The sequence below is a fragment of the Seohaeicola saemankumensis genome (assembly GCF_021021435.1).
In the GTDB taxonomy this organism is placed as follows: Bacteria; Pseudomonadota; Alphaproteobacteria; order Rhodobacterales; family Rhodobacteraceae; genus Seohaeicola.
On the sequence record NZ_JAINWI010000005.1, the window covers coordinates 147,684 to 173,237 of the forward strand.

A 25,554-nucleotide genomic window follows, 5' to 3' on the forward strand; every position below is an offset into this window, starting at 1 on the left:
GAACGATCCCTCTTTCTGCGGGTCGCGTGAACAGGCTATCAAAAGTCTTCTGCAAATAGAGGACGGGCTTCGGTGATGGTGACTGGTTCAAGACGGCATTTTCTGATTATTTCGGCCGCATTGGCGCTGTCTGCCTGTGGACAGGCCAGCAGGGCGCCCGAGGAGACTGTCTCAAGCTCGACGCTGCTCTATCCCAATGAAACGCCCGAGTTGCGCCGCCTGATCGAGGCTGCGGCCCGCGAGAACGATGTGCCCGTTGATCTTGTGCAGCGCGTGGTGATCCGTGAAAGCAATCATCGCCCCGGTGCGCGTAATGGCCCCTATTACGGTCTGATGCAGATATTGCCTGCAACCGCGCGCACGATGGGGTTCCGCGGGCAGCCATCCGACCTGCTGGATGCGGAAACCAACCTGCGCTACGCCGTGCGCTATCTGCGCGGGGCGTGGCTCTTGTCGGATGGAAGCCATGACCGCGCGGTCATGTGGTATGCGCGTGGCTACTACTACGAGGCCAAGCGTCGCGGGATGCTGCAGGAAACCGGCTTGCGCTCGTAGCAGCGGAACGGAACACCGGATATGCCCGGAAAATGAAAGGGGGCCGTTGGTTCGGCCCCTCTTTCGTCTCCTGCCTGCCTTGACTCGTCACATCGTCTGGATCACCGGCCATTGCTTGTTATGCAGATGGTCCGGCTTGGCGGAAGGCATATGTGCCAAAACCGCTTTTGCTAGTCTCAATTTGTCCGGCCATCAGGGTGGCGCTGTACGACGTGGTCGGCGTTGTCGCGACCTCCTGCGTGATCCCTGCGGGAACAGGCAGAGCGACGGAAACAGAGGAAACAATACCAAGGCCCACGCGGCACAACATCTCGAAAATCCCCCTCAGGATCGGCAGACCTATAGCAACCTGTAGGTGGTCTTGCCCGGACGCTTTGGGAAGGTATAGGCGAATCGGTTCGAATCAGTCAACACAAAGTGATTCGCAAAGGTGATGATTCGTAGCGCCGCGTAAAATTCGCCCGAATCGTGGCCTATCCGTTGTCCTGCAGGATTGTTCCGGCCAGGTAAAGCGATCCGCAGATCAATACGCGGGCTTGCGGGTCTTTGTCTGCGATCTGGGCGAGCGCCTCTGATACGGATTCTGCGATGACCGAATCTATTCCGGCCCTCTGCGCGGCCTGTGCCGTGTCTTCTGCTGGCAAGGTCGCCAAAGTATCGGGAATGCTGACCGCATGCAGGCTGGAGACCTGACCGGACAGGGGGCGCAGATAGCCGTCGATATCCTTCGTGTTCAGCATCCCGCAGATCAGATGCGTGGGACGCGCCGGCAAGGTCGCCAGATGCGCGCCGATGGCCTGACCGGCGGCAGGGTTGTGCCCGCCATCCAGCCACAGCTCGATTCCGGGGGCTTGATCCACCAGCGGGCCGTGGCGCAAGCGTTGCATCCGTGCAGGCCAGTAGGCGCGCGTCACTGCGGCCTCATGGGTGGTATCTGGTTGCTGCAAATGGCGCAGGGCCGCCAAGGCCGCGCCTGCGTTCTGGATCTGATGCGCGCCGGGCAGGTTGGGCAAGGGCAGATCCAGCAGGCCGTTTTCATCCTGGAATATCAGCCGGTCCCGTTCCCGCGTCACATGCCAGTGCTGGCCGTGGATCAGCAAAGGTGCACCAATTCGCGCAGCCGCCTGTTCGATCGCATCCAGCCCTTCATCGGATTGCGGACCGACGACACAAGGCACGCCGCGCTTGAGGATACCAGCTTTCTCGCCTGCAATCTTGGCGACCGTGTCGCCCAGATATTGCTCATGATCCAAGGAAACTGGCGTGATGATGCATAATTCAGGCTTTGCGATCACATTTGTTGCGTCCAACCGCCCGCCAAGGCCGACCTCCAGCAAGGTAAAATCGGCAGGAGTTCTGGCAAAGGCAAGCAGGGCCGCGCAGGTCGTGATCTCGAAATAGGTGATATTCTCACCCTGATTGGCGTCATAGCATTCAGCCAACATATCGGTCAGATGCTGCTCCGAGATCAACGCGCCCGCCAGCCTGATCCTTTCGTGAAATCGCGCCAGATGCGGCGAGGTATAGGCATGTACAGAATGACCGGCCGCTTCCAGCCCCGCACGGATCATCGCTTGCGTGCTGCCCTTGCCATTGGTGCCTGCAATATGGATCACGGGCGGCAATTTGTCCTGCGGGTTGTCCAACGCCGCCAGCAATCGCCAGACACGATCCAGCGTCAGGTCGATAATCTTCGGGTGAAGCGCCATCATCCTCTCGAGGATGAGGTCCGAGCCGCGCGCTGTCATGGACGGATCAGGTCTTGGTGTCGGGGGTGGTGGTTGCGGCTTCCGCGACAGGGGCGGGCAGATCGCCACGCACAGCGGGACTTTGGCGCATCAACATCCGGATGATGGTAATCAACTCCTCGCGCAGCTTGGTACGCGGGGTAACGCGGTCCAGCATGCCGTGATCAAGCAAATACTCGGCCCGCTGGAATCCTTCGGGGAGTTTCTCGCGGATGGTCTGTTCGATCACGCGCGGACCGGCAAAGCAGATCAGCGCGCCGGGTTCGGCGATTTGGACGTCCCCCAGCATTGCATAGGACGCGGTCACGCCGCCCGTGGTCGGATGGGTCAGCACCACGATATAGGGCAGCCCTGCCTCTTTCAGCATCTGGATCGCCACGGTCGAGCGGGGCATCTGCATCAGTGACAGGATACCCTCCTGCATGCGCGCACCGCCAGCCGCCGAAAACAGGACCAACGGCCGCTTCAGTTTCACGGCTTCCTCGGCAGCAGCGATGATCGCGTTGCCGACATACATGCCCATGGAGCCGCCCATAAAGCTGAAATCCTGTGCGGCAGCGACGATGGGCGTGCGCCCGATCTCGCCAGAGGCCACAAGCATCGCATCGCGTTCGCCTGTGGCCTTCTGCGCGGCTTTCATGCGTTCGGGATATTTTTTCTGGTCGCGGAATTGCAGCGGATCGGGCAAGGTTTCCGGAACGGCGATCTCGGCAAAAATGCCGCCGTCGAACAGAGCCGCAAAGCGGGCGCGCGGTGTGATCGACATATGATGACCACAGGATGTGCAGACATTCTGGTTGTCGCTGAGTTCACGGTGAAACAGCATCGTCCCGCAGGCTTCGCATTTCGTCCAGAGGTTTTCAGGCACCTCACGGCGCGAGAAGATCGAGTTGATCCGCGGGCGGACGTAATTGGTGATCCAGTTCATGGGCTGCGGGCCTTTTCCGGGGTCGTGTGTCTGTCAGGACAATTTCTGAAGTCGAGTTAAGCCTTCGGGCGGCAAATTGCAATCAGCGGCGCATGGCGATCCGTGCCCCGACCCAAAGAATGCCTATACCGACCAGTTCCAGCAGGAAAGAGCTGTGAATCAGATCGCCGGGATAGAAACTGTCCGGCTCTGACAGGTAGTCGGGCGGCAATAGATGATCCAATGTCTGATCTGTGGGAAACAGGAACAGCGACAGGCCCGAATCCAGACCGCCTGCATCTCCGTAAAGCAGAAACGCCAAGGCGTTATTCACCAGATGAAAGGCAATTGCGGGGCCTAGTGTTCCGCTGCGCGCTGTCAGATCGGCTGCGGCCAATCCGAACAGAAAGGACCAGATCACATATTGCGCTGCCTCGGTCGGCGGGCTGGATGGTGAATAATGGGCCAGAGCGAACAGCAGGCTGGGCACCACCATCCACACCCATGTCTGGTTGAACCGCGCGGCGAGTTGTTGCTGGATATAGCCGCGATAGAACAGCTCTTCCGCGCCGGTCTGGATCAGCAACGCCCCCAGCGCCAAGGGCAAAAGGGCAAGCCATTGCGACCATGGCCGCATATCGGCTTGTTCGAGCATCTCCAGATCGGGGGGTAGAAACTCAATCACCAGAACCAGTGCGCCAAGAAGCAGGCTAACGCGCAGTAATTGGCGCAGGGTCAGGTCTGGTGGGCCGATCAGGCTGGCAAAACCGCGCCCGTGCAAGCGGCGGCTGACTATCACGACCGCAAGACCCAGAATGGCGAAACTGCTCAATTGGATCAGCAGCCCGCGCGGCGTTGTTCCGCCAAGTACCTCATCAGGGGGGGCAAGCGGGACCAGCATCAGGAACGGCTCCATCAGATGGACCGAGGCCTGAAAGACAGCTTCGATCACCAATGTGCCGATCAGCAGCAGCCGCAGATCCGACACCGCGCGGGCCGGTTCGACAAAGCGCGCATGTGCGGCATAGGCTGGGCGCGCCATCAGCGTCGGATCGCAAGACGGGCTGCAAGCCAGCCGACAAAAATGACCATCGCATCAATCAGCAAATAGGGGCGCATCGCTTGCGGGTCGGCCATATCCACTTGCAGACGAAAAAGCGCAAGCCCGGACAGGCTGCCATCTGCCGACAGGATCAGCAGCGCGCTTGTGTTGGACATGAAATGCAGCGCAATCGCGGGGCCAAGCGTACCCGCCCGCGCCGTGAGGTCAGCAGCGATCAGGGCAAACCCTCCGGCCCAGAGCATGATAAGAACGCCATTCGCACCCGTTTCGGGGCGATAGTGCAACAGCCCGAAAAGGACCGATGGCGCAATCAACCAGATCAGCGGGCTGCGAAAACGTGCGGCGAGTTGTTGCTGGATATAGCCGCGAAACAGAATTTCCTCGGCAGATGTTTGCACCAGCACCGCCCCCAGAGAGATCGGCAGCAGCAAAATCCATGTCAGCGGCGCGACGCCGCCCACGACAGGATCTGTATATCCCCAAGGGGGCAGGATGATGATTGCGGCACCGAGTGCTATCAGCACAGCTAGTGTCGCACCGAACTGGCGCAACAACTCAGGGATCGGGCCCAGCAGGGTTAACGGGCTGCGCTTGTGTAATTGCGCGGTGACCATCGCCACCGCCAGTATAATGATCCCAAAACTGTAGAGTAGCACAAGAACGCCGGCCTGTGTGCTGCCCGCGCCCTCCAGCCGCGTGATGTCACGATGGACGGCATTTCCTGCCAGCGACACGACAGCAGACCGCAGCAACGCGGTCAGACCAAGGATGATCACGCCAATCAGGACAAGCCCCGCCAGCAATCGCCAGACCTGCGCGGTGGCGCGGGCCGGTGCGATAAACGCGGCATGGGCGTCATAGGGCATAGAGCGGACCTGCATCACGGGATACGTGCAGGAACCTAGCGCGCGTCATGCCGGTAGAACAGGGGCAATGCAGCGGTCTCAGGCTGGACGGGACGAGGCGATCCGCAAAACATCCAGATAATTCCGCCCGATCTGCATCTTCTGCGTATGCCCGCGGTCGACCAAAAGCGCATGCAGCTTGGGCAGGTTGCGGGCTGGAACATGCATCACCAGATGATGTTCGAGGTGGTAATTCACCCAATAGGGGGCCACCAGAAGGCGCATCAGTGGCCCTGCATAGGTGGTGCGGGTGTTGCGCAACGGATCATCCACCGCTTCGACAGCGCCGTGTTCCGCGATGTTGCGGATACGCAGCACAAGCTGGAACCATGTCAGCAAGGGCAACACCCAGAAGGCCAGCCACCACCACCACGCACCCACCGCCCACATCAGCGCGAAAAGCACAGCGTTGGCAATCAGCGCGCGGCCGATAACGGGGCCGGAAAACGCCTGCGCCAGTTCCTGCGCCCCAGGTTGCCCCTCAACCTCGCCCGCCATCTTGAGGGCGAACATGATCTGTTGACTGCGCTGTTTGATCCCCGTGCGTCCTGTGACGTCGCGCCACAGCTTTCGCCGCAAGGAGGCGCGGGTGGTGGGAAAGGGTTTGGACAGGACCAGATCAGGGTCCTCATCGGTCTGCGTGTGGCGGTGGTGTTTCAGATGATAGCGGCGGTATTCGGCCAGATCGGCCAGAATGGGCCGCCCGCACAGCCATTCGCCCGCAAACTCGTTCAACCTGCGCGATTTGAACAAAGCGTTATGTGCCGCCTCATGCATCAGGATCGCCAGACCCAACTGGCGCGACCCGATAATGACAACCGCCAGCACAAAGGTCAGGGGATTGGGCCAGAGCGCGAACAGCACCAATGCCAGCGCAATCGTGCCCCAGCAATGTGCGACCAGCCACCAGCCCCAAAGATCGGAGCGTTCGGCCAAGGCACGGATTTCTGCAGTGCTGAAAAACGCCCGCCCCAGCGCCTGATGGCTCTGGTTGGCATCCGTCATGGTAGTGTCGGTCATCATCTCGTCCTCCCCTCCGCGATGCTTTGCCTAATTGTTCGTCCGCATGACCTTCCTGTCAACGCTGGCAACAGGCGCAAGCCTTGGTGACGCTGCGTGCTTCAATCGCACTTGTGCCGTGGCAGAGGCTTCTTTATTCCGAACCGGACAAAGTTACCGGGGAGGCCGCCATGTCCAACACACCGCGCATCGACAAATCCAAACTGCCCAGCCGCTATGTGACCGAGGGGCCAGCGCGCGCGCCGCACCGCTCGTATCTGTATGCGATGGGTCTGAACGAAGAAGAAATCCATCAGCCGCTGGTCGGCGTGGCGACCTGCTGGAACGAGGCTGCACCTTGCAACATCGCGCTGAACCGTCAGGCACAGGCCGTGAAGATGGGCGTCAAGCAAGCCTTCGGCACCCCGCGCGAATTTACCACGATCACCGTGACCGACGGCATCGCTATGGGGCATGAGGGCATGCGCTCGTCGCTGGCCAGCCGCGAGGCGATTGCTGATACCGTCGAACTGACCATGCGCGGCCATTGCTATGACGCGATCGTGGGGCTTGCCGGTTGCGACAAATCCCTTCCCGGCATGATGATGGCAATGGTGCGTCTGAACACGCCGTCCGTTTTCATCTATGGTGGGTCGATCCTGCCGGGCCGGTTGAACGGCAAGGACGTCACGGTGCAGGATGTGTTCGAAGCTGTGGGTCAGCATCAGGCCGGCAACATGTCGGATGCGGAGCTTGAGATATTGGAGCGCGTTGCTTGCCCCACATCAGGGGCCTGCGGCGGCCAGTTCACCGCCAATACCATGGCCTGTGTGTCGGAAGCCATCGGTCTGGCGCTGATGAACTCATCGGGCATGCCCGCGCCTTACGAAAGCCGCGACCAGTATGGCGAGGCGTCGGGCCGCGCTGTCATGAACCTGATCGAGAAAAACATCCGGGCCCGCGATGTTGTCACGCTAAAATCGCTGGAAAACGCGGCCCGCGTTGTGGCCTGTACGGGTGGTTCCACCAATGCCGGCTTGCACCTGCCGGCCATCGCGCATGAGGCAGGGATCGACTTTTTTCTTGATGATGTCTGCGAGATCTTCCGCGACACGCCCTATTTCGTGAATCTCAAGCCCGGCGGCGATTATGTTGCCAAGGATCTCTACGAAGCGGGCGGCGTGCCGGTTGTGATGAAGGAACTGCGCAAGGCCGGTCTGATCCACGAGGATTGCATCACCGCCAGCGGCAAAAGCATCGGCGAAGAACTGGATATGATCACCCGCGAGGCGGATGGCAAGGTCATTCACACAGTCGCCAACCCCATCACCAAGACGGGCGGTGTTGTTGGTCTCAAGGGCAATCTGGCCCCCACCGGTGCTATCGTGAAAGTCGCTGGCATGTCCGAGGACCAGCAGGTCTTCACCGGTCCCGCCCGCGTGTTTGAATGTGAGGAAGACGCCTTCGCGGCTGTGCAGAAGCGCGAATACAAAGAAGGCGAGGTTCTCGTCATCCGCAACGAAGGCCCTGCAGGTGGCCCCGGTATGCGCGAGATGCTGGCAACCACGGCAGCCCTCTCCGGTCAGGGTATGGGCAAAAAAGTGGCCTTGATCACCGATGGCCGTTTCTCGGGCGCGACACGCGGCTTTTGCGTGGGTCACGTCGGCCCCGAGGCTGCACATGGCGGCCCGATAGCCTTGCTGAAAGACGGCGACATGATCACGCTCAACGCCATCAAGGGCGAGATCAGCGTGGCGCTGACAGATGCCGAGCTTGAGGCGCGCAAAGCCGACTGGAAAGGTCCGCGCAACACGATCTATGCCAGCGGCGCGCTGTGGAAATACGCCCAGCAGGTTGGCGAGACCTATAAGGGCGCTGTCACCCATCCGGGCGGCAAGGCCGAAAAACATATTTACATGGATCTGTGATATAGTCGCGCGATTGCCCATAAGGGCGGGTCTCGCCCTTTGCGTAGTTTTTGTCTTGTCGGGGTGTCTTGCCCCGACAGGCGGGCCATCGGGCACGCCTGCGCTGCGTCAGGCGGTATTGGCGGACGGCGCTGTCGTGGTCAGGCCACCTGCGGGCTATTGCATCGACCCGAACAGCCTGAGCAACCAGTCCGGCGGCGGTTTTGCCCTGATCGGCAGTTGTGCCAGCCTGACGGGCGATACCTCCGGTGTTTTTGTGGAGCCTGCTATCATCACACTATCGGTCTCGCTTGCGGAGGACGGTGCAACCAGCATGGATAGCGCGGCGTTCCAGACCGCGCTGGGCCGTGGCCGGATCCTGAACGCCATCAGCCGCGATGACCTGAACCTGTTACAGGTAGAAGGCGGCGCACGAGTGCCACCAAGTGCCGATAAAAGGCATTGGCGCGGCCTGATGCCTCTGAACGGGCATGTGCTGGGTCTTGCACTTTATGGCGCGAAAGACAGCGCAATGGTGGCGGATCAGGGCATGCAATTGATGATCACGCTGGCTGAAACGATCAAACGCGACAGTCCGGCGGCTGGAGCGGTTGCAACCCCCGCGGCGAATGCGTCAGAGTAGGTGCACGAGGAGGGTTTCCAGAATTGCATCAATGTGCTGCCGTGTTAAGTATTGTTTTTCGAGCATATGGTAGCGATACCTCCAGCCGCAGTCTCTAGGATAGGCAGATCAGGTTAATGACCGGACTTGGCAGCAAGTTTTTTCAGTCCTTGTTTTTTGCGCGCAATCGCAAGCGCTGGGCGAATGCTGCGCGTGTCGCCGATCAAACCGATCTGGCCGAACTGCGCCAGCAACGACTGCGCGCGCGGCAGTTACGGCGGCATCTTGATGATCTGATCCACGTCGCGGAAAGCCGGCTGGCGCTGCCGATGATCGGGTCTACCGCTTTTCGCAGGCCACATGGTTCGGATTGGGGTTGGCGGCCCGAATTGTGGCGCGGTCCCCTGCCGATGCCGGGGCTTGCCTCGGTCCAGAATAAAAGCATGCTGGGCGACGAGGTCACGCTGTTCCACGATTGCGAGCGGTCCGAACTGACCCTGCGCCAGTTGCGCAACCGGCGCGAACAGGATCTGGCACCATTCGGATTGCGGATGGATGTGTTCCGTTTCGATGGCTCTTTCCTGTCGCTGGTGGTCGATTTGCCGCCTGAAGCCGTGGCAGGGCTCAAGCGTCGGCATCTGATCCGGATGAACACGATCGTCGAAATGGAAAAGCCGCTCGAGATTTTCGCGCGTCTGAATATCCGCCACGGCCCCAACACCGAACAGATCGTGCGCGAATTGCCTCTCCATGAAGAAGATATCATGGTGGAATTCGATCTGGCCTATTCCAACATGAACGAAAAGCGGGTTGAAAAAGCCTGGGTCGATCTGATTTTCGAAGGACCGGAAATGAATCAGGTGATCCTGCGCGACGTGACCTTCAGCCGCCGCCCGCGTGCCGAAATCTAGAACTTGCAGCCAAGGATATCCCCGTGAGCGATCTGACCGTCACGAAAACCCGTCTGTTTCAAGGTGTCTGGGAAGGCATCGTCACCGGCACGGCGGCAGGTGTACGCCCGGCAATTGCCGTCACGCATCTTGAACAGTCGGTGCAGGGCGCGGAACTGGTCGAAACCCCGCAAAGCGCCGGTTGGCTGTTGCGCATCCCTGTCCCGCGCGAAGCGTTGAGCGACGGTTTGCACACCTTCCTCATTCGTGATGCCGAGGACGGCGAAACTCTGGGCAGCTTTGCAATCCTCGCCGGCGAGGTGCTGTCAGACGACATCCGCGCCGAGATGGATCTGCTGCGCGAGGAGTTGGACCTGCTCAAGCGTGCGTTTCGCCGCCATTGTCTGGATACGATGTAAACCACTGGGGGTGCTGACGCGGGGTTTTGGATGACAAACCCGTTTCCTTTCGCTCAGATACGCGAAAAGGGAGGCAAAGCATGACCGATTATCCCCATCTTCTGGCCCCGCTCGATCTGGGCCATACCACGTTGAAGAACCGCATCCTCATGGGCTCCATGCATACGGGGCTGGAAGAAACCAAGGATTGGGACCGCGTGGCGGAATTTTATGCCGCCCGTGCGCGTGGCGGGGTTGGTCTTATGGTCACAGGGGGCATGGCCCCGAACCGCGAAGGCGGCGTTTTCCCCGGTGCGGCGGGTCTTTTCACCGATCAGGATATCGCCAACCACCGGATCGTCACCGACCGCGTGCATGAGGCGGGCGGCAAGATTGCCATGCAGATTCTCCATGCGGGGCGATATGCCTACGGTCCCGAATGTGTATCGGCCAGCCCGATCAAGTCCCCGATCTCGCCTTTCTCGCCCAAGGAACTGGACGAGGACGGAATTCAGAAACAGATCAGCGATATCGCGACGGCCGCCGCCCGCGCGCGTGACGCGGGATATGACGGGGTCGAGGTGATGGGCTCGGAAGGGTATTTCATCAACCAGTTTCTGGTGACCCATACCAACAAACGCACGGATCGCTGGGGCGGCTCCTACGAGAACCGAATGCGCCTGCCGATCGAGGTCGTCAAACGCGCCCGCGCCGCTGCGGGCGATGATTTCATCATCATCTATCGCCTGTCGATGATTGATCTTGTGCCCAACGGCTCGACCTTCGATGAAGTTGTCACCTTGGCCAGGGAAATCGAAAAAGCCGGGGCAAGCATCATCAACACCGGTATCGGCTGGCATGAGGCGCGGGTGCCCACGATTGCCACCTCGGTCCCTCGCGCGGCCTTCGCATGGGTCACCAAGAAACTGATGGGCCATGTCGGAATCCCCGTTGTCACCTCGAACCGGATCAATACACCCGAGGTCGCCGAGGATGTGCTGGCCACTGGTTGCGCCGATATGGTCTCGATGGCGCGGCCCTTGCTGGCCGATCCCGATTTCGCGCTCAAGGCGATGGCGGGCCGGTCGGATCGTATCGCCCCCTGCATTGCCTGTAATCAGGCCTGTCTGGACCATACTTTCAGCGGCAAGATCTCAAGCTGTCTGGTCAATCCGCGCGCCTGCTTTGAGACCAAGCTGGTGATCGAACCCGCGAGCAATCCGAAATCCGTGGCGGTTGTCGGCGCCGGGCCCGCAGGTCTGTCTGCCGCTTTGACGGCGGCAGATCGCGGCCACCAAGTGACGCTTTTCGACCGCGCGGCGCGGATCGGCGGGCAGTTGAACCTCGCCCGCCAGATCCCCGGCAAGGAGGAGTTTCACGGGCTGGTTGACTGGTACGAGGTTATGGTTGCCGATGCGGGTATTGATCTGCGCTTGAACACCGAGGTCAGCGCTGATGGTCTGGCCGGCTTTGACGAGGTGGTGATCGCCACCGGCGTGATCCCCCGCGATCCGGGCATTCCCGGACAGAACCGTGCCAATGTAGTCAGCTATATTGATGTGCTGACAGGTAAAGCCAAAGCGGGCAAGACCGTCGCCGTGATCGGCGCAGGCGGTATCGGCTTCGATGTGTCGGAGTTCCTTGTCCACGAGGGTCATAGCCCGACAACGGATATTCCCCATTGGATGCGCGAATGGGGCGTGGCCGACCCCGCCGATATACGCGGCGGACTAGCTGCCGAGGGGCCGCGCCCCGATGCGCCCGCGCGTCAGGTCACCCTGTTGCAGCGCAAGGCCGAACGGCCTGGCAAGCGGCTGGGCAAAACGACAGGCTGGATTCACCGCGCGGCTTTGAAGATGAAAAACGTCAAGATGATCGGGGGCGTCAATTACGAGCGTATCGACGACGCGGGCCTGCATATCAGCTTTGGCGAGGGGCGCGAGAACCCGGTCGTGATCCCTGCGGAAACGGTCGTGCTTTGCGCGGGGCAACTGTCCGAACGCAGCCTGGCAGATGCGCTGGCTGATCGCGGCGTCAGCGTGCATGTGATCGGCGGTGCCGATGTCGCAGCAGAGCTTGACGCAAAGCGCGCCATTGATCAGGGCACGAGGCTTGCCGCCGCGCTTTAATCCGCGCTTTGTGGCATAAATTGTCTAGGGTTCCGGGGCAGCGCCCCAGTATACCAGAGCAACAATTCACACCCTGTGAAGGTAAAGATCGTAATCCACATCCGGTATGGTCCGCGCCACGCGGGCATATTCCGCAGCTTTGACCGCCACAAAGGTGCGGTGCATATCCTTGCCCAAGGCCGATTGCAAAAACGCAGAATCGCGAGCCGCCACTATTGCCGCGCCCCAGTCACGCGGAATGCTGTCATCCTCCCGAGCAGCGTCATAGCCGTTTCCGGTGGTCTGCGGACCGGGATCAAGCCGTGCCTCCAGCCCGTGACGTAGCCCTGCCAGCACGGTTGCGGCCACCAGATAGGGGTTGGCATCCACACCAGCCGGCCGGTGTTCGATCCGGCGCGCGGCTTTGTCGCCTTCCGGTATCCGCAGCGCGACCGATCGGTTGTTGACACCCCAACTTGTAGAAACTGGCGCATAGCTCCGATTGGCAAAGCGCCGCCACGAATTGGCATGTGGCGCGAAAACCAGCATCGACTCACCCATCGTGGCGCGCATCCCTCCCAAGGCCTGCAGGATCGCAGGGGACCATGTGCCGTCTGTCTCCTCGGCAAACAGGTTGCGTCCCTGCGAATCTTGAAGCGATACGTGAAAATGCATGCCCGATCCGGCATGATCCTCGAACGGTTTGGCCATGAAGCAGGCGGTCACACCATGGGACCGCGCCTGCGCCCGCACAATCCGCTTGAGGCGCATCAGATCATCTGCCGCCTGCATCACATTTTTGCGGTAATGCAGTGTCAATTCGTATTGTCCCGGTGCATATTCCGAGATCATGGTTTCCGCTTTGATCCCTGCCTTCTCCGCACCTGCATAGATATCCGACATCAGTGGCAGCATGCCATGCAACTGGTCGACGGAATACACTTCGGTCCTGTAGTTGGGGCGACCGTCCAGCACGTCTGCGGCAGGTCGCAAGCGGCCATCGCCGTCGCGGTCGTTGGCTAGCAGGAAAAACTCAAGTTCGAATGCACCTGCCGGAAACAGCCCCTCGGCGGCCATGGCATCGACCTGCGCTTGCAAGGCGTGGCGCGGATCCGATGTCATCGGGGCACCTTTGAGCGTATAGAGCGACATCAGCACCTCGCCACGAGGCGGCATCGTGCCATGCAGCGCGCTCAGCGTGCCGGGAACAGGCCATGCGCGTAGGTCGCCGTCGCCCTGATCCCAGATCAGTCCGGTCTCATGCACATCCTCGCCGCAGATATCGAGACCCAGAATCGAGATCGGCAAATGGCGTCCCGATTGGTAGAACGCTAGCAATTCATGCCGCCGGATGATCTTGCCCCGTCCGATCCCGTTTGAATCGTGCAGCACGATATCGAAAGCCTCGATTTCGGGATGGGCTTGCAGAAAGGCCTCGGCCTCGGCGATGGTCGCGCCTGACGGGCTTGCGGTGCTGTTTGTCATATCAGTCCTCGTCTGGCCCGAAGAGCAGGGCAAGCGTGTCGTCAAAGGCAGCAATCAGCCTGTCTATCTGTTTCGGAGTGGTGACAGGGCTGACTAGCATCATGTTGTGAAAGGGCGCGATCAGGCAACCGCGGTTCAGCAGGCAGGTATGGATCACTCCTTCCAGCACAGGCTGATGCGCGGCTTCGGCTTCGGTTCCGTTCCTTAAGGGGCCGGGGGCGCAGATGAACTCGACTCGTGCACCAACGCGCACCACATGCCAAGGGGCTTCGTGCCGCGCGATGGCGGCGGATAGCCCTGCTTCAAGCCGCGCGGCACCTGTTTCCATATGGGCATAGGCATCGGGTGTCATGACCTCGGCCAAGGTTGCGCGCAGGCAGGCGAATTGCATCGGATTGGCGGACAGGGTTGTGCCCATGCCGGAATGGCCCGCCGCTCTTGTGGTATTATAAGCGGCAAAGCGGTCCGCCACGTCTATGCGCAGCCCCCAGATCGCCGTGGGCATCCCGCCTGCAACGCATTTGCCCGCAACAAAGATATCGGGGTCAAGCCCGTGAACCGCCATGTAGCCGCCCAGCCCGCTGGAAATCGTATGTGTCTCGTCGATGATCAACAACGCGCCGTAATCGCGCGACAAGGCGCGCAACCCGTCGTGAAAACCGGCAACGGGCATGACCATGCAGGAATTGGTCATGACAGGTTCCGTCAGTATCGCCGCGATTTCGCCCGTGGCTAAGGCGGCCTTGACGCCAGCCAGATCGTTGAACTCGACGGCGACGGCGGTTTGCGTCAGGTCTGCGACCTGTCCGGTCAGGCCGGGGCGCGGGACAGTCCGGCCGTCATGCAGGGCCACCATCGCCTCGTCCACGGTGCCGTGATAGCAGCCGTTGAACACAAGCACCTTGGGTCGGCCTGTGACAGCACGCGCTACACGCAGGGCGAAACGGTTGGCATCGGTGGCGGTGGTGGCAATTTGCCAGCGGAAATCGCCGAAACGCTCTGTCAACAGATGGCCTGCTTCCAATGCGGTCTCGGTCGGCAGCATATAGGTTAGCCCCTGGTGGGCCTGTTTGCGGATCGCCTTGGCAACGGGGGCAGGCGAATGGCCGAACATCGACCCTGTATCGCCAAGACAGAAATCGTCGATACGGTGTCCGTCCAGATCGGTCAGCAGCGCCTTGCGAGCCTTGGCCACAAGCATCGGAAAGGGCATTGGCCAGTCTTTCATCCAGTGCATCGGCACACCGTCCAGCCAAGACTGCGCACCGTGCGACAAGGCCGCACGCGTGGCAGGGCGCACATCGGCAAACCTTGCGCCTTCGCGCAAGGCAAGCGCCCGCAGCCTTTGACTGGATACGCCTGCAATCACGTCCGTGTCGCGGGTCACATCACTGTCCTTCATAGCCGTTCCCCGTTTTGGGACTGTTTCATCCGCTATCCATATATTTTCATCCGCTCAAATGGGAACACAATTGCACCTGGCACGTTGATATCCCCCAAGCACATCAATATTTTTTAAGATAGTACGTTTTAATTCAACGCTTTAAGAGGGTCTGCGGCTTTCGGGCAGGCGGCAGGAAGCTGGCGGGAACTGCGGATTTGTCCCGCGAATTGCAGCTCTGACAGCCTCAAACCCTGTTTCCATGCCATTAACGATCCCCGACAATACCCCGATATTGTCCGTAGCCTGCCCCAGTCGTGCCCGATTTCGCCGCGATATCGGAAACAACGCAATGAGAAGGGTGTCACGCATGGACCGTCTGACTGAAATGGAGGCTTTTGCCACTGTCGTGGACCAGGGTGGCTTCACCGATGCCGCCAAGAAAATGGGTATCTCCAAGTCCGCTGTGTCAAAGCATGTCTCAAGCCTTGAGGCCCGCCTTGGGGCGCGGCTTCTGAACCGGACAACACGGCGTGTCAGCCCGACCGAGATCGGTCTGGCCTATTACGATCGGGCCCGCCGCGTCTTGAATGATGCCGGTGAAGCGGATGCCTTGGTGACTTCGATGCAATCGGCCCCGTCCGGCCTGTTGCGGATCTCGGTTGCGACGGATTTCGGGGTTAACCACCTGTCTCCGGTGCTAGGGGATTTCCTGTCGGAATTTCCGGATATTACCGTCAACATGGTGCTGAACAACCGCTACGTGGAACTGATCAGCGAAGGTTTCGATATGGCCGTGCGGATCGGCGAACTGGAAGACAGCACGCTGCGCGCCCGCAAACTGACCGAAACCACCAAGCGCATGATCGCGAGCCCGGCCTATTTCGAGAAATACGGTCGTCCGCAGAAGATCGACGATCTGAATGATCACAAGCTGCTGCACTATTCCAACCAGTCAAACGGAAATGTTTGGAAACTGACCGCGCCTTCGGGCGAAAAGCGGCAGGTCCGTACCGCCGGCTGGCTCAGCGTGAATGACGGACAATCCCTGCTTAACGCCTGTGTAGCTGGGCTTGGTATCGCCTATCTGCCCAGCTTTCTTTATGCCGATGTCATGGCCAAGGGTCTGGTCGAGGATGCGATCCCCGATCTGCCGGTGGAAACCCAAGGCATCTATGCGGTCTATCCGCCGGGCCGGTTCACCCAGCCCAAGGTCCGCGCTTTCATTGACTTTCTGGTCCACGCATTTGCCGATAAAGGCCCGACTGAATGGTAGAGGTATGACACCCGCATCGTGACAAACCCGCCCGTGCCCTCGGTGCGGGTTTTGTTACTTGTAGGGGGCAATTGCCATGAAATGGGCGCGCAGCAACGTGACAAGCCGCCGTTGCAACGGGCGGTGGCGCTGGCGCAGGGGTAATGCGGCGAAGACGGATTGCTGGATACGCGGTGCACCTGTGACAGCATGGGCTTGTCCTGCCTCGATCAAGGACTGCGCCGTATCCTCCAGAACATACCCCGCCCCGTCGAGGGTCAGGATCAGGCCTGTGACGGTCGCGTTCTGCCCGCTTGAGACCGGGGCCGCTGTCAGATGCGGCAGAAGACCTGAATGGGCAGCGCTGAATGCGGGCGAGATGTTGGCGCGGACATAGCGATCAGGTTTTAACTGGGCAAGCGAGGTCGCAGAGGTTGCAACCATGCGGTAGCCCAGTTCTCCTATTGTCTCGAAATGGATGTCGGGTTGCGGCTTGGGCGTGAACAATAAAGCCAGATCCAGTGCCCCGCTGACAAGATCGGCGCACATCTGGGCTGAATAATCGGCTTCGATATAAAATGCCGCCTCAGGCAGGGCGGCGCGAAACTGGCGCATCCAGCCACCGATATGGTGATCGGTCAGGTCACGCTGCAATCCGATCCTGAGAGTCATCGCACTGTTGCCAGATCCTGCGGTATCTTGCAGCGCCTCGGCCCAGCCCTGACGCAAGGCGCGGGCATGCGGTTCGAACCTGAGGCCCTCGGTTGTCAGGCCGGTCCCTGCACGCGAGCGGTGGAACAGTCGACAGCCCAAGGCGCCTTCAAGGGCGCGCACGCGCCCCGACACGGTGGATTGGGTCACGCCAAGCCGGTCTGCTGTGCGGTTGAAGCTGCGTGTCTCGCAAAGGTCGAGAAAGGTTTCCAGAAGTTCGGTTTGCATCGCATCACCTAATCGATTTTTCCGATTAATAAACCCGATTAATCTGCATTGATAGAGCACTCGACCCGTCGGATAGTCGGCTCAGTTGCGACAGAGTGCAGGAAGTGGCATGGCAGAGTTTCCGACACAGGCAAGGGTGGTCATTATCGGTGGCGGCGTGGTCGGGGCTTCGGCGCTTTATCATCTGGCATTGGCCGGATGGACCGACTGTCTGTTATTGGAACGCAACGAGTTGACGGCAGGCTCGACCTGGCATGCGGCGGGCAATGTGCCGACCTTTTCCTCAAGCTGGTCTATCATGAACATGCAGCGCTATTCGGCAGACCTTTACAGGCGCCTGGCGGCCGAGGTCGATTATCCGATGAACTACCATGTTAGCGGATCGCTGCGCCTTGGCCATTCCCGAGAACGGATGCAGGAATTCGCCCGCGTCGTCGGCATGGGCCGCTATCAGGGGATGGATCTGGAACTACTGGGACCGGACGAGATGCGCGGGCGCTATCCCTTCCTTGAAACCCATGATCTGCAAGGTGCTTTGTATGATCCTAATGATGGCGACATCGACCCCGCCCAACTGACTCAGGCGCTGGCGAAAGGCGCGCGGCAGATGGGCGCGCGGATCGAACGTTTCTGCCCTGTCACCGCCGTGCGGCGCGAGGGCGACGAATGGGTAATCGTGACGCCAAAAGGCGAGGTGCGCTGCGAAAAGGTTGTGAACGCCGCCGGTTACTATGCCCGCGAGGTGGGCGCGATGTTCGGCCGCGAGGTGCCGATGATGGTGATGAGCCATCAATATCTGCTTTTCGATACCATACCCGAACTGGCCGAATGGTCCGCCACGACAGGGGGCAAACTGCCCCTGCTACGCGATGTCGACAGCAGCTACTACCTGCGTCAGGAAAAGCACGGCTTCAACCTTGGCCCCTACGAGGCCAACTGCCGCGCCCATTGGATCACTCCCGATGATCCTATGCCGGACGATTTCAGCTTCCAGCTTTTCCCCGACGATCTGGAGCGGCTAGAATGGCACATCGGCGACGCCATGGCCCGTGTGCCCCTGCTGGAAAAGGCCAATCTGCAAAAAGGCATCAATGGCCCGATCCCCTATACTCCTGATGGCAACCCGCTGATCGGCCCTATGCCCGGCCTGCCCAACGCGTTCGAGGCTTGCGTGTTCACCTTCGGCATCTGTCAGGGTGGCGGTGCGGGCAAGGTGCTGGCCGAATGGGTCACGGAAGGCGGCACAGAATGGGATATGTGGTCCTGTGACCCACGCCGTTTTACCGGCTTCGAGGATCGTGATTACTGCATCGCCAAGGGGATGGAGGTTTACGGCCACGAATACGGTATGCACTTCCCGCATGCACGCTGGCCCGCTGGCGCTGATCAAAAGCTGTCGGCGCTGCATTCCCGTCTGAAAGACGCAGGCGCGCAATTCGGTGCCTATAATGGCTGGGAGCGCGCGAACTGGTTCGCGCAGGCGGGCGACGATACAAGCTGGAAAGGCAGCCAGACTTGGGACCGCGCTGGCCCTTGGGCTATACGCGTCGCCGAGGAATGTGCCGCAGTGCGCGATAGCTGCGGCGTGATCGCGATTTCAGGCTTCACTCGTCTTTCTGTCGAAGGCAGCGGCGCGCAAGCCTTTGTGGACAGCCTCACAGCCTCGCGTATTCCGAATCAAGGGCGGATCGGGCTGGCCTATTTCGCGGATGCCGAAGGCCGGATCGTCACGGAAATGTCGGTGATTCCGCGTGGCCCTGATTGCACATGGTTGATTACCGCAGGTGTGGCGCAACGGCATGATGGTGAATTGCTGTCGCGGCAGGTCCCGCAGGGAATCACAGTGCATGACCGGTCTGACAAATACGATTGCCTGCTGGTCACTGGTCCGCAGGCGCGCAGTATCCTGCAACCGCTGACCAACGCCGACCTTTCATTGCCGTGGTTGTCGGTGCAATCCGCGAAGGTTTGCGGGGCGGACTGCATCCTGATCCGCGTATCTTTCGCGGGCGAGCTGGGTTGGGAGGTGCACTGCACGCCGCAAGATGCGCCTGCAATCTGGGATGCGTTAACGGGTGCTGGGGCTAAACCCTTCGGCATGTTCGCGCTGAACGCGCTCAGGATCGAAAAGGGCTATCGCGCTTGGAAGGGGGACCTTTCGACCGACTACACCCTGCTGCAAGGCGGGCTGGAGCGGTTTATCGACTGGACCAAGGAATTCCCAGGCAAGGCCGCTTTGATGGCGGAAAAGCAGGCAGGCGTGAGCAAGCGATTCGTCACCCTGACGGTCGCTGCCGGCGATCAGGACGCGCCCTACATGTCGACGCTCTGGCATGACGGGCAGATCGTGGGTGAGACCACGAGCAGCGCATGGGGCACCCGCGTGGGCGCATCTGTCGCCCTTGGAATGGTGCGATCTGATCTGGCACAAGCAGGAACGACGCTGGAGGTCGAGATTTTCGGTCAGCGTTTTGTTGCAACAGTGCAGCCGAACGGCCCGCTTTGGGATCCGGCGAATGAAAGGATCACGGCGTGAGCAGGATCACCCTACTGGATGGTGGCATGGGGCAAGAGTTGGTGCATCGCGCCGGTGACAGGCCAACGCCTTTGTGGTCGACGCAAGTCATGGTGGATCATCCCGGTCTGGTGCGCGCGGTCCATGACGATTATTTCGCAGCCGGTGCCACCATCGCCACGGTCAACAGCTACGCGCTCCACCTTGACCGGTTGTTGGGCACGCCGCTGGAAGGGCAGCAGGCATCATTGATCGCCCTGTCTCTGGCCGAGGCGCAGGCCGCGCGGGAAGCCCATGGCGCAGGGCGGATCGCGGGTAGCATCGGCCCGCTGATCGCCAGCTACCGCCCCGATATCCACCCTGCCCATGATATTGCCGTGCCGCTTTACGCAGAACTGGCGCGGGGTTTGGCAACAGGTTGCCAGTTGTTGATCTGCGAGACTGTGGCATCGGTTGACCATGCACGCGCGGCACTGGCAGGGGCGATACTGACCGGTCTGCCCGTCTGGCTGGCGCTGACGGTGGACGATGGCAACGGCACGCGTTTACGCTCGGGAGAGGCGATTGCCGACGTGATCGAGGTGGCCCAGCAAGCCGAGGCGGTTCTGGTCAACTGCTCCACACCCGAAGCGATACCGGCGGCGCTGGATATACTGGCAAAGACCGATAAACCTTTCGGGGCCTATGCCAACGGGTTCACGCGCATCACCGAGGGGTTTCTGCAAGACAAACCCACCGTCGATACCTTGTCCGCCCGTCAGGATCTGGGGCCCGCGGCCTATGCCGCGCATGCGATGGCTTGGATCGCCCAAGGCGCAACAATCGTCGGCGGCTGCTGCGAGGTTGGCCCCGCCCATATCTTGGAACTCGCGCACCAACTCCGCGCCGCAGGGCATGAGGTTGTCTGACAATGGTTGATCTTCCCGTCCGCGCGCAGGCTGTGATTATCGGGGGCGGGGTGTCGGGCTGCTCGGTGGCTTATCATCTGGCACGCGCTGGCTGGACCGACATCATACTGCTTGAACGCAAGCAGCTCACCTCTGGCACCACATGGCATGCCGCTGGTCTGATCGGCCAGTTGCGCGGCAGCCAGAACATGACGCGGCTTGCGAAATATTCCGCCGATCTCTACGTCAAGCTTGAGGCGGAAACCGGCGTCGCTACGGGGATGAAACAAACGGGTTCAATCTCAGTTGCGCTGACTCAACACCGGCTCGAGGAGTTGCGCCGCCAAGCTACACTTGCGCGCGCTTTCGACGTGGATGTGGCAGAAATCTCGCCTGCCGAGATCAAGGCGATGTATCCCCATCTTGAAGTGGGCGATGTGCTGGGCGGCGTGCATCTGCCGCTGGATGGCCAATGTGACCCTGCCAATATCGCCATGGCACTGGCCAAAGGCGCACGGATGCGCGGCGCACGCATTGTAGAAGGCGTCAAAGTCACGCGCGTCACCGATGATGGCCCGCGCGTGACGGGCGTGGATTGGGAAACCGCAGACGGCAAAGGCCATATCGCCGCCGACGTTGTGATCAACTGCGGCGGCATGTGGGGCCGCGATCTGGCGGCGGCATCTGGTGTGACCCTGCCGCTGCATGCCTGCGAACATTTCTACCTGCTGACCGAACCAGTCGACGGTCTGGGCCGCCTGCCGGTGCTGCGCGTCCCCGATGAATGCGCCTATTACAAGGAAGACGCCGGCAAGATGATGCTGGGTGCGTTTGAGCCACGCGCGAAACCCTGGGGCATGCAGGGAATATCCGAGGATTTCTGCTTCGACAGCTTGCCCGAGGATTTCGATCATTTCCAGCCGATCCTCGAACATGCCATGCACCGCGTGCCCCTGTTCCAGACCGCAGGCATTCACACCTTCTTCAACGGTCCCGAAAGTTTCACCCCTGATGACCGCTACTATCTGGGCGAGGCCCCTGAGAAGCGTGGCTACTGGATCGCGGCGGGGTATAACTCCATCGGGATCGTGTCGTCAGGAGGGGCTGGCATGGCGCTCGCCCATTGGATCACGGAAGGCGCGCCGCCCTTCGATCTGTGGGAAGTAGACATTCGCCGCGCCCAACCGTTTCAGCGCAACCGCAGCTACTTGCATGCACGCGTGACCGAAACGCTGGGCCTGCTCTATGCCGATCACTACCCCTACCGCCAAGCGGAAACTGCCCGCGGGGTGCGCCGCTCGCCGTTGCATCAACATCTGGCCGATCGTGGCGCTGTTTTTGGGGAGGTGGCAGGCTGGGAACGCGCCAACTGGTTCGCCAAGCCGGGGCAGGAGCGGGAATATCGCTACGACTGGCACCGCCAGAACTGGTTCGACAACCAGCGCACCGAACATATGGCCATCCGCAACGGCGTGGGCTTGTTTGACATGAGCAGCTTCGGCAAGATCCGCGTTGAGGGGCCAGCCGCTTTGCCTTTCCTGCAACGCCTCTGTGCCAACCAGATGGACGTGGAGCAGGGCCGCATCGTTTATACCCAGATGCTCAACGATCGGGGCGGTATCGAATCCGATTTGACCGTCACGCGGCTGTCTGAAACCGCCTTCCTACTGGTCGTGCCAGCGGCGACGCTGCAACGCGATCTGGCATGGCTGCGCCGCCATCTGGGCGACGGTTTTGCCGTCATCACCGATGTAACCGCCGCCGAAGCCGTGCTCTGCCTGATGGGCCCGCAATCCCGTGCCCTGATGGCCCGCGTCAGCCCCGATGATTTGGGCAACACCGCCCATCCGTTCGGCACTGCCCGCGAGATCGAGGTGGGCATGGGCCTCGCCCGCGCGCATCGCGTGTCTTACGTCGGCGAATTGGGGTGGGAGCTCTACGTGAGCACCGACCAAGCCGCCCATGTGTTCGAAGCGCTGGAGGAAGCAGGCACCGACATGGATCTTGCCCTTTGCGGTCTGCACACGCTCGACAGTTGCCGGATCGAGAAAGCCTATCGTCACTGGGGCCATGACATCACGGACGAGGATCACGTGCTGGAAGCGGGCCTTGGCTTTGCCACCCGCACGGGCAAGGGCGATTTCATCGGCCGCGATGCCGTCCTGCGCAAGCGTGAGGTGGGGCTGAACCGACGGATGGTGCAACTGCTGCTGCAAGACCCCGAACCGATGCTGTTCCATAACGAGGCACTGGTACGCGACGGCAAGATCGTGTCGATCGTCACCTCCGCCAATTACGGCCACACGCTCGGCGGTGCTGTTGGCATGGCCTATGTCCCCTGCGCCGGACAAAGCGCGGAACAGGTGCTTGCTTCGGATTACGAGATCGAAGTGGCGGGGCGGCGGTTCAAAGCCAAAGCCTCGCTTGACCCGCTATATGACCCCAAGGGCGAAAGGATGAAGACATGACTGAGCTGCGTGTCGAAGGTTGCGCCCCCGAGCGTGCAAAGCGATCCGCCCTGCGATCCGGCGGACGGGCCGCCCGAGTCGCGGCGCGCGGCGCGCCCTTGGCGGACAATATCCGGCCTGTGCGCGCGGGCATGTCCGGCGGGCAATACAAACCCCTGACCGAGGCGGGAATGCAGCGCGTTCACCAAGCCGCCCTCGACGCTCTGGAAACTATCGGTCTGGCCGACGCGCCGCCTTCGGGGATCGAGATTATGACGCGGGCAGGGGCCATCCTTGGCGCTGACGGTCGCCTGCGTTTCCCCTGCGCCTTGGTCGAGGATATGCTGGCGCTGGCCGCCCGCGACATCACTCTGTTCGGTCGCGATGCGCGCCACGATCTGCACCTGTCGGGCAGTAAGGTCCATTTCGGCACGGCGGGGGCGGCGGTCCATATCGTCGATCTGGAAACCAACAGCTACCGCGACAGCACGGCCCAGGACCTGTTCGACGCCGCCCGCCTGACCCATCATCTGGACAATGTGCATTTCTTCCAGCGCGCGATGGTCTGCCGTGATGTGATCGACAACTTCCAGATGGATATCAACACGCTCTATGCCTGCTGCGCGGGCACCACGAAACATGTGGGCACATCCTTCTCGGACCCGTCGCATGTCGATGGGTGCTTTGACCTTCTGCACATGATCGCGGGCGGTGAGGAGGCGTGGCGCGCCCGCCCCTTTGTCAGCAACTCCAACTGCTTTGTGGTTCCACCGATGAAATTCGCGACGGAAAGCTGCCAGACGATGGAAGCATGCATCCGGGGGGGTATGCCCGTTCTGCTTCTGTCTGCCGGACAAGCCGGGGCCACCGCGCCTGCGCCCATCGCGTTGGCTATCGTGCAGGCGGTCGCCGAATGTCTGGCGGGCGTTGTCTATGTGAACGCCATGGCGCCGGGCCATCCCGCGATCTTCGGCACTTGGCCCTTCGTATCTGACCTTCGCACAGGCTCCATGTCTGGCGGCAGCGCCGAACAGGCGCTACTGACCGCAGGCTGCGCGCAGATGCACCAGTTCTACCGCTTGCCGGGCGGGGCCGCCGCTGGCATCGCCGACAGCAAGCTACCCGACATGCAGGCAGGCTGGGAGCAGGGAATATCGAACGTCCTTGCCGGTTTGTCCGGCCTGAACATGGTCTATGAGGCGGTGGGGATGCACGCCTCTCTCCTTGGGTTCTGCCTTGAATCGCTGGTTCTGGGCGATGACATGCTGGGCCAAGTCATGCGCTGCGTACGCGGCATAGACATAACCGAAGACAGTGTGAGCATCGAAGCGATGCGGCAGGTCTGTCTCGAAGGGCCGGGCCATTATCTGGGATCGTCGCAAACGTTGGCCCTGATGCAGACTGAGTATATCTATCCCGAAATCGCCAACCGCATGAGCCCCAAGGAATGGGCCGAGGCGGGCAAGCCTGACCTTCTGAGCGTGGCCCGCGCCAGGATGGACCGCATCCTCGCGCAATCCGGTTCCGAGATTGACCCCGTCACGGACGCCGCCGTGCGCGCCAAATTCCAGATCGCGTTTGAGGGGCGTTTCGTATGATGCGGCTCGGGTTCATCGGTTGCGGCAATTTAGGCGGCAATCTAGCAGCCAGCCTGCTGCGCGCAGGCTTTACTGTGACGGTCCATGACCGCGATAGCAGCCTGGGTGACCGGCTTCTGGCGATGGGGGCGACATGGGCCGACAACCCAGCCGCCGTAGCCGCAGCCTCGGACACCGTGCTGACTTGCCTGCCCTCGCCCGCAGTATCAGAGGTGGTGCTGCGCCAGATGCTGCCGTCAATGCAACGGGGCAATACTTGGGTCGAAATGTCCACGCTGGGCCGCGACGATATTCTACGACTGGCCGCCATCGCAGCGGATCACGGCGTGCGGATGCTGGAAAGCCCCGTCACGGGCGGCGTCCACCTTGCTGCGCGGGGCGAGATCACCGTTCTGGCGGGCGGCGACAAGGAGGTGTTCGAGGCGCATCGCGCGGTACTGGACGCGATGGGCAACCGCATCTTCCACATCGGCCCCTTGGGATCGGCGGCGGTGATTAAGGTCATTACCAATATGCTGGCCTTCATCCATCTGGTGGCAGACGGTGAGGCCCTGATGCTGGCCAAACGCGCAGGGCTGGACCTTAAAACCGCGTGGGAGGCGATCTCGGCCTCCTCGGGCACGTCATTCGTGCATGAAACCGAAGGGCAACTGATCCTGAACGGGAGCTATGACATTGCCTTCAGCATGGATCTGGCCCTGAAGGACCTGGGCTTTGCCATGGGGTTTGGTCAGGAATTCGGTGTGCCGCTGGAATTGGCGGGACAGGTGCAGCAGACCTTCGTCAAGGGTCGCGCGGCCTATGGCGGGCTGGCGCAGTCGACGCAGATCGTGAAACTTCTGGAGGATGTGCTGGGCACGGACCTGCGGGCGGACGGCTTTCCGGCGCGTTTGGAATGAGTGTTTTGGGCAAAATGAAACGAAAGACGCCGCCCCGGATCAGGGG

General features: G+C 61.0%; 20 protein-coding genes. 12 read left to right on the forward strand and 8 right to left on the reverse strand.

Annotation, left to right across the window (positions count from 1 at the left end):
- Window positions 1-75: 75 nt before the first annotated feature.
- Window positions 76-555, forward strand: a complete 480-nt coding sequence (locus K7H22_RS04295; protein WP_230799509.1) for a lytic transglycosylase domain-containing protein — start codon at window positions 76-78, stop codon at window positions 553-555.
- A gap of 473 nt (window positions 556-1,028) precedes the next feature.
- On the opposite strand, the gene K7H22_RS04300 is transcribed toward K7H22_RS04295, so the two are convergent.
- The 5 genes from K7H22_RS04300 to K7H22_RS04320 form a co-directional block, all read right to left on the reverse strand.
- Window positions 1,029-2,303, reverse strand: a complete 1,275-nt coding sequence (locus K7H22_RS04300; protein ID WP_230799510.1) for a bifunctional folylpolyglutamate synthase/dihydrofolate synthase — start codon at window positions 2,301-2,303, stop codon at window positions 1,029-1,031.
- 7 nt (window positions 2,304-2,310) lie between these two features.
- Window positions 2,311-3,231, reverse strand: a complete 921-nt coding sequence (gene accD, locus K7H22_RS04305; RefSeq protein WP_230799511.1) for an acetyl-CoA carboxylase, carboxyltransferase subunit beta — start codon at window positions 3,229-3,231, stop codon at window positions 2,311-2,313.
- An 82-nt stretch (window positions 3,232-3,313) separates the two neighbouring features.
- Window positions 3,314-4,252, reverse strand: coding sequence for a CPBP family intramembrane glutamic endopeptidase (locus tag K7H22_RS04310; RefSeq protein ID WP_230799512.1), 939 nt, complete (start codon window positions 4,250-4,252; stop codon window positions 3,314-3,316).
- Window positions 4,252-5,139 carry a CPBP family intramembrane glutamic endopeptidase gene (locus K7H22_RS04315; RefSeq protein WP_230799513.1) on the reverse strand — a complete coding sequence of 296 codons (888 nt, stop codon included), beginning with the start codon at window positions 5,137-5,139 and terminating at the stop codon, window positions 4,252-4,254. The genes K7H22_RS04310 and K7H22_RS04315 overlap by 1 nt, the downstream gene beginning before the upstream one ends.
- A 78-nt stretch (window positions 5,140-5,217) precedes the next feature.
- Complete coding sequence (locus K7H22_RS04320; RefSeq protein ID WP_230799514.1) at window positions 5,218-6,198, reverse strand: fatty acid desaturase family protein; 981 nt, start codon at window positions 6,196-6,198, stop codon at window positions 5,218-5,220.
- A gap of 170 nt (window positions 6,199-6,368) precedes the next feature.
- On the opposite strand from K7H22_RS04320, the gene ilvD reads away from it, so the two are divergent.
- From ilvD to K7H22_RS04345, 5 genes are all read left to right on the forward strand, one after another.
- On the forward strand, window positions 6,369-8,105 hold the full coding sequence (gene ilvD, locus K7H22_RS04325; protein ID WP_230799515.1) for a dihydroxy-acid dehydratase: 1,737 nt from the start codon (window positions 6,369-6,371) through the stop codon (window positions 8,103-8,105).
- A 55-nt stretch (window positions 8,106-8,160) separates the two neighbouring features.
- Window positions 8,161-8,727 carry a hypothetical protein gene (locus tag K7H22_RS04330; RefSeq protein WP_230799516.1) on the forward strand — a complete coding sequence of 189 codons (567 nt, stop codon included), beginning with the start codon at window positions 8,161-8,163 and terminating at the stop codon, window positions 8,725-8,727.
- A 116-nt stretch (window positions 8,728-8,843) separates the two neighbouring features.
- On the forward strand, window positions 8,844-9,617 hold the full coding sequence (locus K7H22_RS04335; protein ID WP_230799517.1) for a DUF6478 family protein: 774 nt from the start codon (window positions 8,844-8,846) through the stop codon (window positions 9,615-9,617).
- Between the two features lie 23 nt (window positions 9,618-9,640).
- On the forward strand, window positions 9,641-10,015 hold the full coding sequence (locus tag K7H22_RS04340) for a hypothetical protein (RefSeq protein WP_230799518.1): 375 nt from the start codon (window positions 9,641-9,643) through the stop codon (window positions 10,013-10,015).
- Between the two features lie 80 nt (window positions 10,016-10,095).
- Window positions 10,096-12,123 (forward strand): NADPH-dependent 2,4-dienoyl-CoA reductase, encoded by a 2,028-nt coding sequence (locus K7H22_RS04345; RefSeq protein WP_230799519.1) that lies wholly within the window; start codon window positions 10,096-10,098, stop codon window positions 12,121-12,123.
- Window positions 12,124-12,189: 66 nt separating this feature from the next.
- On the opposite strand, the gene K7H22_RS04350 is transcribed toward K7H22_RS04345, so the two are convergent.
- On the reverse strand, window positions 12,190-13,587 hold the full coding sequence (locus K7H22_RS04350) for a glutamine synthetase family protein (RefSeq protein ID WP_230799520.1): 1,398 nt from the start codon (window positions 13,585-13,587) through the stop codon (window positions 12,190-12,192).
- Window position 13,588: 1 nt separating this feature from the next.
- Window positions 13,589-14,989 carry an aspartate aminotransferase family protein gene (locus K7H22_RS04355; RefSeq protein WP_230799521.1) on the reverse strand — a complete coding sequence of 467 codons (1,401 nt, stop codon included), beginning with the start codon at window positions 14,987-14,989 and terminating at the stop codon, window positions 13,589-13,591.
- 349 nt (window positions 14,990-15,338) lie between these two features.
- Here K7H22_RS04355 and K7H22_RS04360 point away from each other — a divergent pair, with 349 nt between their 5' ends.
- Window positions 15,339-16,244, forward strand: a complete 906-nt coding sequence (locus tag K7H22_RS04360; protein ID WP_230799522.1) for a LysR family transcriptional regulator — start codon at window positions 15,339-15,341, stop codon at window positions 16,242-16,244.
- Window positions 16,245-16,298: 54 nt separating this feature from the next.
- Here K7H22_RS04360 and K7H22_RS04365 read toward each other — a convergent pair whose 3' ends face one another.
- Complete coding sequence (locus K7H22_RS04365) at window positions 16,299-17,162, reverse strand: LysR family transcriptional regulator (RefSeq protein WP_230799523.1); 864 nt, start codon at window positions 17,160-17,162, stop codon at window positions 16,299-16,301.
- Window positions 17,163-17,271: 109 nt separating this feature from the next.
- Here K7H22_RS04365 and K7H22_RS04370 point away from each other — a divergent pair, with 109 nt between their 5' ends.
- Genes K7H22_RS04370 through K7H22_RS04390 form a run of 5 tightly spaced genes read left to right on the forward strand, consistent with a single transcriptional unit; the run spans window position 17,272 to window position 25,508 of the window.
- Window positions 17,272-19,698 (forward strand): GcvT family protein, encoded by a 2,427-nt coding sequence (locus K7H22_RS04370; RefSeq protein WP_230799524.1) that lies wholly within the window; start codon window positions 17,272-17,274, stop codon window positions 19,696-19,698.
- Window positions 19,695-20,585: a homocysteine S-methyltransferase family protein gene (locus K7H22_RS04375; protein ID WP_230799525.1), complete on the forward strand. Its 891-nt coding sequence runs from the start codon at window positions 19,695-19,697 to the stop codon at window positions 20,583-20,585. Before K7H22_RS04370 ends, K7H22_RS04375 begins: the two co-directional genes overlap by 4 nt.
- A 2-nt stretch (window positions 20,586-20,587) precedes the next feature.
- On the forward strand, window positions 20,588-23,032 hold the full coding sequence (locus tag K7H22_RS04380; RefSeq protein ID WP_230799526.1) for a GcvT family protein: 2,445 nt from the start codon (window positions 20,588-20,590) through the stop codon (window positions 23,030-23,032).
- A complete protein-coding gene (locus K7H22_RS04385; RefSeq protein WP_230799527.1) occupies window positions 23,029-24,609 on the forward strand; it encodes a trimethylamine methyltransferase family protein in 1,581 nt (526 codons plus the stop codon). The genes K7H22_RS04380 and K7H22_RS04385 overlap by 4 nt, the downstream gene beginning before the upstream one ends.
- A complete protein-coding gene (locus K7H22_RS04390; RefSeq protein ID WP_230799528.1) occupies window positions 24,606-25,508 on the forward strand; it encodes an NAD(P)-dependent oxidoreductase in 903 nt (300 codons plus the stop codon). The genes K7H22_RS04385 and K7H22_RS04390 overlap by 4 nt, the downstream gene beginning before the upstream one ends.
- Window positions 25,509-25,554: the final 46 nt, after the last annotated feature.

What these genes read in the sequence shown, in the direction of transcription:
- K7H22_RS04320 (WP_230799514.1), bottom strand. Translation starts at nt 6,198, where the DNA reads ATGACCGACACTACCATGACGGATGCCAACCAGAGCCATCAGGCGCTG.
- K7H22_RS04315 (WP_230799513.1), bottom strand. Translation starts at nt 5,139, where the DNA reads ATGCCCTATGACGCCCATGCCGCGTTTATCGCACCGGCCCGCGCCACC.
- K7H22_RS04390 (WP_230799528.1), top strand. Translation starts at nt 24,606, where the DNA reads ATGATGCGGCTCGGGTTCATCGGTTGCGGCAATTTAGGCGGCAATCTA.
- K7H22_RS04335 (WP_230799517.1), top strand. Translation starts at nt 8,844, where the DNA reads ATGACCGGACTTGGCAGCAAGTTTTTTCAGTCCTTGTTTTTTGCGCGC.
- ilvD (WP_230799515.1), top strand. Translation starts at nt 6,369, where the DNA reads ATGTCCAACACACCGCGCATCGACAAATCCAAACTGCCCAGCCGCTAT.
- K7H22_RS04345 (WP_230799519.1), top strand. Translation starts at nt 10,096, where the DNA reads ATGACCGATTATCCCCATCTTCTGGCCCCGCTCGATCTGGGCCATACC.
- K7H22_RS04295 (WP_230799509.1), top strand. Translation starts at nt 76, where the DNA reads ATGGTGACTGGTTCAAGACGGCATTTTCTGATTATTTCGGCCGCATTG.
- K7H22_RS04310 (WP_230799512.1), bottom strand. Translation starts at nt 4,252, where the DNA reads ATGGCGCGCCCAGCCTATGCCGCACATGCGCGCTTTGTCGAACCGGCC.
- K7H22_RS04350 (WP_230799520.1), bottom strand. Translation starts at nt 13,587, where the DNA reads ATGACAAACAGCACCGCAAGCCCGTCAGGCGCGACCATCGCCGAGGCC.
- K7H22_RS04385 (WP_230799527.1), top strand. Translation starts at nt 23,029, where the DNA reads ATGACTGAGCTGCGTGTCGAAGGTTGCGCCCCCGAGCGTGCAAAGCGA.
- accD (WP_230799511.1), bottom strand. Translation starts at nt 3,231, where the DNA reads ATGAACTGGATCACCAATTACGTCCGCCCGCGGATCAACTCGATCTTC.
- K7H22_RS04370 (WP_230799524.1), top strand. Translation starts at nt 17,272, where the DNA reads ATGGCAGAGTTTCCGACACAGGCAAGGGTGGTCATTATCGGTGGCGGC.
- K7H22_RS04365 (WP_230799523.1), bottom strand. Translation starts at nt 17,162, where the DNA reads ATGCAAACCGAACTTCTGGAAACCTTTCTCGACCTTTGCGAGACACGC.
- K7H22_RS04360 (WP_230799522.1), top strand. Translation starts at nt 15,339, where the DNA reads ATGGACCGTCTGACTGAAATGGAGGCTTTTGCCACTGTCGTGGACCAG.
- K7H22_RS04300 (WP_230799510.1), bottom strand. Translation starts at nt 2,303, where the DNA reads ATGACAGCGCGCGGCTCGGACCTCATCCTCGAGAGGATGATGGCGCTT.
- K7H22_RS04355 (WP_230799521.1), bottom strand. Translation starts at nt 14,989, where the DNA reads ATGAAGGACAGTGATGTGACCCGCGACACGGACGTGATTGCAGGCGTA.
- K7H22_RS04380 (WP_230799526.1), top strand. Translation starts at nt 20,588, where the DNA reads ATGGTTGATCTTCCCGTCCGCGCGCAGGCTGTGATTATCGGGGGCGGG.